The sequence below is a fragment of the Pseudonocardia sp. ICBG1142 genome, assembly GCF_020496255.1.
In the GTDB taxonomy this organism is placed as follows: domain Bacteria; phylum Actinomycetota; class Actinomycetes; order Mycobacteriales; family Pseudonocardiaceae; genus Pseudonocardia.
On the sequence record NZ_JAHLJC010000032.1, the window covers coordinates 26,564 to 38,289 of the forward strand.

The 11,726-nt window shown below is 68.4% G+C and carries 7 protein-coding genes; 1 reads left to right on the forward strand and 6 read right to left on the reverse strand.

Translation table 11 applies throughout. From position 1 onward, the window contains the following. Positions 1–51 precede the first annotated feature (51 nt). Both KPL59_RS37275 and KPL59_RS30445 read right to left on the reverse strand, forming a co-directional pair. Complete coding sequence (locus KPL59_RS37275; protein ID WP_226362879.1) at positions 52–2,286, reverse strand: ferritin-like protein; 2,235 nt, start codon at positions 2,284–2,286, stop codon at positions 52–54. Positions 2,287–2,387: 101 nt separating this feature from the next. Beyond that, positions 2,388–3,854, reverse strand: a complete 1,467-nt coding sequence (locus KPL59_RS30445; protein WP_226362880.1) for an NAD(P)/FAD-dependent oxidoreductase — start codon at positions 3,852–3,854, stop codon at positions 2,388–2,390. A 254-nt stretch (positions 3,855–4,108) separates the two neighbouring features. Here KPL59_RS30445 and KPL59_RS30450 point away from each other — a divergent pair, with 254 nt between their 5' ends. Further along, positions 4,109–5,380 (forward strand): glycosyltransferase, encoded by a 1,272-nt coding sequence (locus KPL59_RS30450; RefSeq protein WP_226362881.1) that lies wholly within the window; start codon positions 4,109–4,111, stop codon positions 5,378–5,380. 518 nt (positions 5,381–5,898) lie between these two features. Here the strand turns inward: KPL59_RS30450 and KPL59_RS30455 are convergent. The 4 genes from KPL59_RS30455 to KPL59_RS37885 form a co-directional block, all read right to left on the reverse strand. Then, positions 5,899–7,320 (reverse strand): tryptophan halogenase family protein, encoded by a 1,422-nt coding sequence (locus tag KPL59_RS30455; RefSeq protein ID WP_226362882.1) that lies wholly within the window; start codon positions 7,318–7,320, stop codon positions 5,899–5,901. A 112-nt stretch (positions 7,321–7,432) separates the two neighbouring features. Continuing rightward, positions 7,433–7,978: a flavin reductase family protein gene (locus KPL59_RS30460; RefSeq protein WP_226362883.1), complete on the reverse strand. Its 546-nt coding sequence runs from the start codon at positions 7,976–7,978 to the stop codon at positions 7,433–7,435. Next, complete coding sequence (locus tag KPL59_RS37280; RefSeq protein WP_374111684.1) at positions 7,975–10,773, reverse strand: LuxR C-terminal-related transcriptional regulator; 2,799 nt, start codon at positions 10,771–10,773, stop codon at positions 7,975–7,977. The genes KPL59_RS30460 and KPL59_RS37280 overlap by 4 nt, the downstream gene beginning before the upstream one ends. A gap of 533 nt (positions 10,774–11,306) precedes the next feature. Continuing rightward, complete coding sequence (locus KPL59_RS37885; protein ID WP_374111685.1) at positions 11,307–11,711, reverse strand: hypothetical protein; 405 nt, start codon at positions 11,709–11,711, stop codon at positions 11,307–11,309. Positions 11,712–11,726: the final 15 nt, after the last annotated feature.

Sequence of the window (11,726 nt, forward strand, 5' to 3'; positions counted from 1 at the left end):
GCAAACCAATCTTCGCGATGGACGGGCTGTCGCCCAACCCGACACGCCGGGCTAGATCGTTATTTCACGGGGCCTGAATAAGCCTCCCGGCACTGTGAACGGCTCGCCGATCGCCATCAGTATGTTGTTGACGACGAGAAAGTGAATCATCTCCTCACGGGCGATGCCGAGCAACGTCGCGCGGAGGCCGCCGTCGAGGGTTTCCCCGCCGTCCCCGCAGATGATCTGCAGCTGGTCCGCGGTCCAGTCGCCGCGCTCCACCAGCCGGCTGCCCGCACCGAGCGTGGGCAGCGAGTACACGGCGTACAAGTACTGCAGCATCACGGCCAGCTCGGCCGTCGCCGCCTGCCGCAGGGCGGCGATCAGCTCACCGCGTCCGGGAGTGCTGGAGCGGCGTGGGGTGGTGACCGGCACCTCGACCGGGGCTTCGGCCGCAGCATGCGAGGCTCGTAAGAACTTCAGCAGCAGTCCGGCCTGGGGCTCGGTGAGGTCGCGCGACGGTGGCATGTAGTACGTCGTCGCCTTGTTGCGGGGATCGCACATGTTCCAGATCAGCCGCGGGTGAGTAGCTACGCGGAAGTCGTCAGCGAGGCTGAACACATCGGACTTCATGAATGTGAACAGCAGCTCGTAGTAGGCGAACACCTCCCGATAGAGAACATCGACGGAGACGTCGTCCTGCGGCAGCTGCTCCAAGTGCCAGTGGTCGGGAAGGATCCGGAGCGCGATCGCGCCGGCCGGTGACCAGACACCGAGGGCGTCGCCGTCGTCGTAGCCCTCGACAGCGGACCCGGGTCCGTCCGGATCCGGCGGGAGGGGGGCCTCGCCCGTGGTAAGCAGGAGCCGGCACGATCCCGGCCGCATGCCGTGGATGCGGATCCGTCCGATGCCGCGGTCGTCGGTCGCGACGACGGTGTGCGGTGCTGGCGTGCCCAATCCTCCGCTTAGCCCCGTCGCATCCGACAGCGCCGCGACGGCCAGAGCGGTCGCTGCGACCCCGGGTTCCCGCGCCGCGGGGTCGGCGGGGAACGCAGCGGGGTTCGGGTACTGTGTGACCCGGACCTCGGCCACCGCAGCCGGGCGGCCGCGTACAAAGGAGCGGATCTCGACGAGGTGGTCGTGCTCCTCGCACTCAGAGGTGCGCGGGTGCTCAAGGATCAGGCTGGCGTCGTCGCTCTGGATGTTGATCTCACGTTCCCGCAGCAGCGGGCCCCGACCGCCCCCGGGCAAGTCTCCGACCAAGTGCAGCGACCCGTCGACCGCGCCGCAGTCGGTGCGGGCTGCGGTGACGACGCCGCACGTGGCGTCCGCCGCACGGTAGGCCTCCGGCGTGACGACGGCGACCAGGCGATCCCCGTCGACTGTTCGCAGCTCCAGCTCCCCCACGTCCACGGGCTGACCCACCGGGTGAGTGCCCCGCGGTCCAGCTTCCGCCGCGCGGTGGGTCCGGGGCCGTGCGTTGACCATGTTCAGCACGACGTGTTCGTCGTGCACGGCCAGCGACAGCGTGCGGAGCGGCGACCAGTGGCCCGGGCCCGGTACCAGCAACCGGCCCGCAGGGTAGGTCGTCATCTCCCCCGGGAACCACGGCGCGACAGTGCCATGCAGATCCCACCGGTCCGGGCGGTCCGCCACCACCGGGGTCGCCATGTTAGACAGGACAAACTGTACTACCAGCCCGCCGGCACGCCCGTTGTCGAGAAGCTCCCGTAACCGCGACAGCGCCGGAGAGACCACTGGAGGGGTGGGAAACTCCACGCCTTCGCGCACGACGAACTGGTGCAGCACTGATCGCCGGGTGTAACTCGCGAACGGGTGGTCATCGGTGGCGGGGACGTGACGGAAGTCGTGCCAACGTGGCGGGTGGTACCCGGAGACCGGTGCGGTCAACAGGTAGCCAGCTTCATGGGAGCGCCCCAGGCGGCCGCAGCTGAGCTGCCCGACCATGAGGGTGCTGGTCCACTCCGATGCCGGGTCGACGTCGAAAATGCGTGCCTTGTTGAACGTCGTCGCGAGGTAGGGGTTGTAGTGCCCCCACATGTCAAGGCTGCGCCCGACCACTGGGTCGGCGGTGTCCGGCTGACCAGGTGCAAGCTCCACGCCGATGAAGACGGCCTCGACACCGAAGTGTCCGCTGCCCCCGAGGTTCCAGCCGGTGGTCGAGTTGAACTGCCCATCAGGGTCTTGGCGTCCTGCGGCATCGAAGCGCGGGGTCCGCCTCCGCAGGTAGTCGTGGAACTCCGCGGGCGGGCGGTCGATGGGAAAGGGGCCGTCGTCAGTGCGCACTGTGTTGGTCTCCTGGTCCAACAGCCGGGAGAACCGGGGCCCTGTGGGCAAGCTAGTCGTCGCGGTTCCCGCGAAGTGCAGTCGCGGTAGGTCGAACACGCTCACGAGGCACTCCCCCCTGCCCCCTGCAGGTCCGAGGCCGCGGCGTCGGTGACAATCCTCCGGGCGGCGCCGACAGCGGACTCGATCGCTCCGTCAATCCATGCTGTGGTCGACGAGCAGTGCTCGCCAGCGAAGTAGAGCCGCCCCTCCGGCGCCGCGGCTCGGTCCCGCTCCCGAATGCACGCCGCAGTGTCCTTGCCCCACCGGGTCACCCCGCCTCCGAGGCTGAACCGGTGCTGGCCCCAGGCCCGGCTGACGACCTCCTGGACCATGCCGGGCTCGTGCAGCTCGGGGTGCATTGCACCGACCTCCTCCAGCACCACTCGGTGGCGCTGGTTCTCGTCGAGCTCACCCAGCACGTCTGCGTCGTCACCCATCGTGTAACTGGCCAGTAGGACGGCGCCGCGGTGTGGATCACCGTTGACGGGCGGGTAGTAGGTCTGTCGGACGCGACCACCGCTGAACGACGCCCCACCGTAGATGCCGTCCTGCTCCCAGAACGGCTCCCGGCACAGGAACGCGACCTTGGTCGCAGACCAGTACTGGACCTCGTCGATGATCGCGCGCTTGTCTGGGGACAGCCCCTCTAAGGCGAGGCCGCGCAGGACCGAGAACGGGATAGTGCACAGCACCCGGGCGCACCGGCGGACAGTCGTCCCCCCGTCGTGCCGGATCCGCAGGACAACGCCGTCGCCTCCGACCGCTAACCCTTCAACCTCGTGCCCACACCGGACCGGACCGACCAGGCGGCTGTGCAGCGCGTCGCAGAGCTGGTCCATGCCTCCATCGATCCGCAGTAGGTCCGAGCTCGTCTCGTTGAGAACATCGTCGAGGAAGCGGTTGAGCCGCCCGTCCGAGGTAGCGCGCAGCTGCGGGTGCGCGGCGAAGAACGCGTGCAGGTCGAACCGGTCGCCGCGCTCGCCTCCGAGGAACGGCGTCAAGTCCACACCGTCCACGAGTGCCAGCAGCTTCATACTCACATCGTTGCGAAGGCTGTCCCGGAAGTTCGCCGGAGCGATAGCGTTACCGATCGCCGTTAGCCAGGCTCCGAACAGGATCGCTTGCTCCGGGTAGTGGGCGCCGTCGAGTCGGTCACGGAAGTCAGCGACCAGGTCGGCCGCCGCATCCCGGACCCGAACGAACCCGGCGCTCGTGGTGTGGTAAGCGCCCTCTTCGGAGAAGAGAGTTCGGAACGTGCTCAGCTTCGTGGACAGCCCGAGTTCGGCGACGCAATGCAGGGTGTTCTGATGGTCTGTCGGGATACGCATGGCGCCCAGCTCGACGAACGGCGCCCGCTCTCCGGAGCCGAAGCGGTGGGTGAGAATCCGGCCGCCTATATGCGGGGCCGCCTCCAGCACCTCCACCGCGAGGCCGCGTCGTTCTAGTTCGTAGGAGGCGACGAGACCGGATATCCCGGCACCGATCACGACGACGTCGGTCGCTGCCGTGTGGTCCGTGCTGCTCAACGAGGGCACCTCCGCGAGTGGTCGGGTGCGTTCATCGTCGGCGGCGCGCCGCCCCGGGCACATCACTCGCCGCACGCGGGGTGCGGCAGTGCGCCGGTGCCACAACCGGAGCCGCTACCGGTGCCGCTACCGGACACCCCGCGCATCCAGGCGGTTCTTGTCCCGTGCGTTGCCCGTACGCGCGGTTGGCGGGTTCCTGGGTCGGGTCCGCCCGGCACGACCGCCGGGCGGCATAAGAACGAGGAGGCGATCCGATGGCCAAGCTACTGATCGCGACGGCACCAGGTGACGGGCACGTCAACCCGCTCCTGCCGATCGCGCGGGAGCTCGTTGGGCGCGGGCACGACGTGCGCTGGTACACGGGCCGCGCCTACCAGGATCGGGTGGAGCGGACCGGCGCAGTGCACGAGGCGATGGTCGACGCCTACGACTATGGCGGGATGCCCCGGGAGCGGGCTTTCCCCCACCATGCCGGCCTCACTGGTATCCGGGGAATGACGACTGGCTTCCAGCAGGTGTTCCTGGACACCGCTCCGGCGCAGCTGCGCGACCTGGAGCGCATCACGGCACGCTTTCCGGTGGACGCTCTGATCAGCGACGAGACTTGCTTCGCGGCGGGCTTCCTGCGGGCGCGTCGCGGTGTGCCGTTGGTGTGGGTGGCCACCTCGGTCTACATCCTCGACAGCCGCGACACCGCGCCGATCGGGCTGGGGCTCGGCCCGGACAGTTCTGTGTCGGGGCGCCTGCGCAACCGCGCGCTGCGCTGGACCGCTGACCAACTGGTTCTGCGACGACTGCGGAATGCCGGGTCGGCGCTGCGGGCCGAGCTGGGCCTGGCGCCGCTACCCGGTGGGGCGTTCACCAACATCGTAGAGCCGCCGGACCTCTACCTCATGGGTACCGTGCCCGGGTTCGAGTACCCGCGGAGCGATCTGCACAAGGCCGTCCGGTTTGTCGGTGCGCTACAAGACCCGCCGCCCGCGGGCATGCTGCCTAGCTGGTGGGATGAATTGGATGCCGGGCGCCCAGTGCTGCACGTCACGCAGGGCACCGTGGCCAACGACGTCGACCGCCTGTTGCTGCCGTGTCTGCACGCGCTAGCCGACCTGAACGCCCTGCTCGTCGTCACAACCGGAGTCCCGCCCGAGCTACTCGACCTCGGGCCCCTGCCTGCCAACGCTCGGGTGGAGCGGTTCGTCCCGCACACCCACCTGCTCCCGCACACCGACCTCATGGTGACCAACGGCGGTTACGGCGGGGTTGCCGCAGCGCTCGCCCACGGCGTCCCGCTCGTCGTCGCGGCGGCCACCGAGGAGAAGCACGAGGTCGCCGCACACGTTGCGTGGGCGGGGGTTGGCCTGCACGTGCGTGGCCGGAGTGATCTCGCCGCAGGCATCAGACGGGCGGTGGACCGGGTGCTGAGAGAGCCGTCGTTCCGAGAGCGGGCCGCCACCCTGCGCGCGAGCTACCGCGAGCATGGGGGCGCCCCGCTAGCGGTCGACTACATCGAGGAGCTCGTGCGGTGAGGTGACGCTCACTGGCCAAGCGGTCACGAGACCCGCGGCGCCGCACCGGGCCGCCACCTCGGGGTGAGCAGCGTCCGGGGCCCACTCCGAGGTGGCTTCAGCTGTGCTGCCGACTCAGATACTCGTAGCAGGTCGGCAGGGTGCCTAGCAGTTCCTGCTGTTGGCGCCGCACCTCCGCGAACTGCCGGTCGGCGCGTTCCGCTGCGCTAGGGAGGTGCTCCAGACGGGGCAACGACCGCCCGGGGACCAAACCAAGCCCGGCAAGTACACAGTGAGCCTTTCCCAACCTGTTTGCCCTGGTCGGAGGACCCGAAGCCCGTAGCGATGGCCCCTGGCGCCGCCCCAGAAGGTCGCCGCCGCGGCACCCAGCCGCCGATCCCTCCCCAGGAGCAGGTCAACGCCGCACTGAAGTGCTGAACGGCACCCACACCAGCGGCGAAGACGGGTTCAACGCGATATCGCGCCCCAGCTCCTCCGCTCCGACCCCACCTGACCAGCGGAAACAGGTTGGGAAAGGCTCAGTAGTAGTTGCTGTTGTTCCAGAAGTTGCGCAGCTCTTCCTCGAAGTTGCCGTAGTATTGCTGCGCGTCGTCGTTCGCGGGCGGGTTGACCGGGAGGCCAGCCCGGTAGGTCTCGATCTTCTCCTGCATGTCGGGGCTCAGCACGAGCTCCTTACTAGCCTTCCAGAACGGCGTATCGATCCGCGGCGAAAAGTAGTAGTGCGCCTGGATGAAGTCTCGTGTGTCGTCGAACATCAGCTCGATCTCGCGGTTGAACCGGTCCCTGAGAACTGGTTCGAATCCCGTGTCGGGGAAGTGCTTGACCAGCTGATACAACGCGGCGTAGATGAAGAAGATGCCCGTGGACTCCAAGGGCTCGACGAAACATGATGACGTCCCGATGCTTACACAGTTGTGGACCCACGCCCGGCGGTTGCGGCCGACGCGGAACCGGATCCGATTCAGCGAAGCGGTTGCCGGATCGAGGCCCCATAGCGCGCAGAAGCCTTGCACCGCCTCGTCCTCGGTGGCATACCGGCTGGAGTAGACGTAGCCACTCCCGAACCGGCCGAGCATCGGGATCTTCCAGGTCCAGCCGGACGGCATGGCGATGGCCGAGGTGAAGGGCTCGACACCGTGGACGGCGTCGTCATGTGGAACGGCCGTCGCCACCGCGCTGTCGCACAACAGCTGGTCGCTCATGTCCAGGAACGGCTCACCCAGCACCTGGTTGATCAGCAGGCCCCGGAATCCGGCGCAGTCCACGAAGAGGTCGCCCTCGACAGTGGCACCCGACCGGCCCGTCACAGATCGGATGCCGCCATCAGTACGCCGCGCTACGGACTTGATTCTGTCCTCGACGTGGTGAACCCCGAACCGCTGAGTGGCCACCCGGCGCAAGAAGTCCGCGACGAGGTGGGCATCGAAGTGCCAGGCGTAGCTCGTGGCCCGGCGCCCATCGGCGAAGCGGGGCGCGCGCAGCGCATCCAGCAGAGGCGGCTCCTTATAGCACGCGTAGTCGAACGGCTCGCCGTCACCGGTCCGGTGACGCCGGCGCACCCAGTGATGCGACAGGGGCAACCGATCGGAATTCGGCAGCAGGCCGAAGACGTGGTAGAAGTGATCGCTCGCGCCGTGCTCGTCGATGCGCGGGAGCGGCTCGCCTGGGCCGCCGGTGCGCCAGTTCACGAACTTGATCGCGACCTTGTAACTCGCGTTGCACTCTCGCATCCACTCGTCCTCCTCGATGCCGAGGAAGTCGAAGAACGCCGTCTGCAGATTGGGGATCGTGGCCTCACCGACCCCAAGCGTTGGCACGTCCGGCGCGGTCAGGACGGTGATGTCCACCGTCGAGTCGAGGGCACGGGCGAGGTAGGTGGCAGTCATCCACCCTGCCGTCCCCCCGCCGATGATCACGATCCTGCGGATCGGCTCGTCCATGGCGCTCCTTGTTCTCGCGGTCCCGATGACGATTCGATACGGCGCGGGCCAGCAGCGGAACGACGTGCGCAAAGCACTGCGCGGACGCGCAGGTTCCGACCCGGGCCGCGGCTCATAGCTGCTGCACCGGCCAGCGGGCGAAGCGCCGCATTCCATAGAGCAAAGGGACGTCTTCTGCGACCTCGATCTCCTGGATCCGGCCGACAACGAGCTCGTGGTCGCCCACGCTGATCGCCTGGTGGACCGTGCAGCCAGCGAACGCGAACGCGTCCCGGACCAGGCGCGGCTGACGGGTGGACACCGACGGTGTCCAGATCGTCGCGTCGAAGCGGTCGGCCACCCGCCCGGCGAAGATCTCTGCCGTCCGCTCTGATCGTGCCCGCAGCAGGTTGACCGCGAACCGTCCGCTCTCACGCAACGCGGCGAGCGTCCCGCTCGCGTGATTGAGCGAGACCAGCAGCGTCGGTGGTTCCAGGGACACGCTCGTCATCGCGGTGCAGGTGAGGCCGTGGGGCACGCCACCGCCGTCCGTCGCCGTGACGACCGCGACCCCCGAGGGGAACATACTCATGAACAGGCGCTGCGCATCGCCGGGTGGACCGCTCCCGGGCGAGGCGGAGGCCGCAGCGAACCGCTCGTCGGCGGCACCGGCGTTCACGAACGTCTCCGCGACTGCGCGGCGAGCTCCACCCGCGAACGGACTTCGAGCTTGCGGTAGATCTGACGGAGGTGGAAGCCGACGGTGTGTGGCGACAGGTACATGCTGTGTGCCACCTGTCGATTGGTCAGGCCCGACGCGACCAGTTCGGCGACTCGTCGCTCGGTACTGGTGAGGCTGCCCCACCCGATGGCCGGACGCTGCTCCGTGTTCCAGTGCCGTCTCTGCACCCCCAGTCGGCGCAGCCGCTGCCGAACCCGTGCCGCGTCGCGCGTCGCGTTGCACGCCTCATACCGCTTCAACGCCCTGTCTAGATGCGCGATCGCACGCTCGCGGTCGGCGGCGGACAGCCGGCCAAGGTCCTCGGCGGCCGATGCCGCTGACCAGATATCCCGGTAGGCCTGCTCGGCCAGGGCAACCCGGTGTACATCGTCGCCCGCCAGCCCGTGAGCGTGAAAGGCAGCGGCCGTGGCCACCTCGACGCCCGGGTTAGTGGCGCACAGCTCGTCGACCGCATCGAGCACCTGGAGCACCGCAGCCGGGAGCTCCTGGGCGGCATGTCGAACCAGCCAAGGGGCCGCGGTCTCGTCGTCAAGGACCACGGCCCGTAGCAGGTGGGGGTCCCGGCACACCCCGAGCAGTTGGTGGGTCAGCGCCGCACCGTCGGGCTGTGCGGCGACGACCTGCACGCGGAGCCAGCAGGCCGCGGGGCCACCCGGGACGAGCTGCTCCAGCTGCTCCAGCTGCTCGGTCGCCGTAGCCAGGTCGCCCGCGCGCAGCGCAGCGACCGCGAGGCTACGCCGGGCCGGGGCCGCGAGCCCGGTCGGTTCGCACCCGGGCACCGCCGCCAGTCCGGCCGTGGCTGCGGCGATGGCCGCGGCTGGGCGGCCAGCCGCCAGTTCAAGTGATGATCGCACCAGGTCAGGCGCCCCTCCCAGCACCGCGGCCCCGTCGACGCGCAGTTGGTGATGGGCCGTCTCCAGCGCGGAGCGGCTCTCTTCCAGCTCACCCACACGGATTAGCAGGGCAGCGACGAGGAGGAGCGGCGGATCGAACCACGCGGACGACGCCGCCGCGGAAGCCTTAGCCAATACCAGGGCCGCTTCGATGTCACCGGCATGCCAACGGGCTCGCGCGAGGCAGGTCTGAGCGTGGTCGCGGGTGATCTGATCGACGGCCGGGTCATCGATGAGTGCGCGGGCGCGGCGTTCGGAGGTGACGGGGTCGACGTGGGAGAGCGCGCTCAGCAAGACCCGACCGAGTTCGCCCTCTTCGCCGGGATCGCCGCCTTCGGCGAGAGCCCGGTCAGGTCGGCCTTGTAGCAAGTGAGCGACGGCGACCGCAGCGCGCAGCTCCTCAGAGGGTGGCCCGCCGGTGATCCGCCGAGCCATAGCTTCACCGAGCTCGACCACCTGAGCGAGGGGGCCGACACGGACGAGCGCCCTAGCAGCCGTCCCAGCCACCGCCACGCGGTCAGGTTCGTCCTCTCCGGTGAGGTGCAGGGCGCGTAGTCCGAGCTCAGCTGCGGTCGCAGCGTTGCTGGTGACCATGCGCTCGGCGGCGGCCCGCAGGACCCCGATGGCGGCGCGGTCGCCGGGACGCGCTCCGCGGGCGAGGTGCACGGCGATCTCGCTCGCCGGGCGGCCGCGCTCGGCCAGCACGGCAGCGTACTGCCGGTGCAGCGCCGGGCGCAGCGGCGCTGGGATGCCCTGGAGGATCGCCTGGCGCACGGCCTCGCTGCGGAACGTCAAATCGTCGACCGCTGCGGCGAGGATCCGGGCCCTCAGCGCCTCGCGCACGGCGCTGAGCAGCGCCGCGGCCGTCGTGCCCATGATTTCGGCGGCGTCGTCGGGAGCGAATGAGATCCCCAGGACCGCGCCAACCTCAATCAGGCGCCGGGTCTCCGGACCCAGCTCATGCAGCATCCCGGCGACGAGGCGTCGGAACCCCTCCGGGACGGGCAGACTCCACCGCGACAACCTGCTGCCGACATTGTCCTCCCCATCGACGAGGCCCGCGACACCGTCGCGCACCCGCACGCGGTCTTCCTCCAGAAGTCCGATCAGCAGCCCGAGCAGGAGTGCAGGATTGCCGTCAACCGCCTCGGCATGCTCGGCGAGGCGGCCGTCCAGGCTCGTGCAACCGAAGACGTCGCCAGCGATTCGCCTCAGGTCCGCGGAAGCGAGTGGATGGAGCACCAGCCGTCGCGCGCCTGCCGCAGCGAGTCGGTCGAAAACATCGGAAGCAGCGTCGCCGCTGTCCGCAGATGAGTCAGCGCGGCGGGCCAGGACCCACGTCAGAGGTCGCTCAGCGAACTCGTGGACGAGGTCTTGGAGAGCGAGGAGGAGAGCAGGGTCGGCCCGGTGAAGGTCGTCGAACACGATCAGCGAGCGGTTCCGCCGGCTCATCTCACCGATCCGACGACGCAGGCCTTCGAGGTGGACCGGGAGCCGGTGGCCCGGCGCAGGCGGGTCCACCGCGTCCGACGCACCGGTGTACGCGGTGGCGGACACCAGCGGGGCCACGGCCGCCTGGTCCGACGCTCGATCCCCACCCACCCTCACGAGGCCGAGCTGGTGCCGACGACCGATCCGCTCCGCTTCCGCGAGCAGCCGCGACCTGCCGCTGCCAGCCGGTCCCTCGACGAGCGCCACGCCGGCATCCGCAACTCGGGTATGCAGCAGTTCCGTCAGGACTTTAAGCTCAGTCGAGCGACCCCGCAGAGGCCGCACCGCTATCTCCGTAGGCCAGTGTCGCCCTTTCCGCTGTTTGAACCTCAGGCTGGCGTTCCCCATACGTCTCCCGAGCAGTCACGATTCCCAGTCCAGAATCCCCGATTTCTGACGCCCATGCATCCTTCCGTCACAACCTGGCCGCCGATGCACGAGCCCATGCGGAGCAATTCCTCATACTCCGCTGCTACCTGTCCACCCCCGGACGCCTGACTCTCCGATCACGCCTGAGATCTCGCACACCGGCGGTCGGCCGCGGTGCGCTCCTCCCCCTAAGATAGGACTACCGGTCGTTATTTCCTGCACCAAATCGCCATGCAAGCAACGACCATTCATAGCATTCTTTCTCCGACTGCTTTAACAGGGGCAGCTCTACGTTACTACCCCTTGCCACTTCGCTTGCACCACGAGGCATATGGATGAAATCATGCTCCACCTATTTCACAAAGCATCATGGCAGGCTGAGGTCTGTACCCGGGCGAGCACAGAGAGGCCAAGTCAAGCAACGGGTATCACGGCTGGCCGTGGAGGCCAAGAAGTCGGCGACCGGAGCACTGCGGAACCTGGAAGTGATACAGAGCGAGCCAGGAGCACACTCACACCGGTGAGCGGCGGGCGCCCAGTAGGATGTAGCTGAACGCCCTACTATCCGCCAACTGCTCGTTCCGGGAGATCATCTCGTCCAACCCGACAACACCCATTTGAGACTCCAGGTCTGGTCGAGCCGCTCGGAACAGTTCAGCGTGCCGCAACATCGTAGGGCGCACATGATCCCCGATATCGACGAGAGACTGCAGTTCGAATCCAGCGGATCGGAGATCGGCCAGAATATCTTCGATGACTGTCAGCGTCGCTACCCCACCTGCCGCGCGAAACCCGTCGATTACTTCCGCGTCGGAGCCGCGAGGAGCGTGTCGAAGCGCGAAGTCGCCGAGCGCGAGACACTTTCCGGGCCGCAGCACGCGGTGAAGCTCCCTGAGAGCGGCCCTGCGGTCCGGCACATGATGCAGCGACTC

Coding starts and splice junctions, on each gene's coding strand:
- KPL59_RS30455 (WP_226362882.1), bottom strand. CDS start 7,320: ATGGACGAGCCGATCCGCAGGATCGTGATCATCGGCGGGGGGACGGCA.
- KPL59_RS37280 (WP_374111684.1), bottom strand. CDS start 10,773: ATGGGGAACGCCAGCCTGAGGTTCAAACAGCGGAAAGGGCGACACTGG.
- KPL59_RS30450 (WP_226362881.1), top strand. CDS start 4,109: ATGGCCAAGCTACTGATCGCGACGGCACCAGGTGACGGGCACGTCAAC.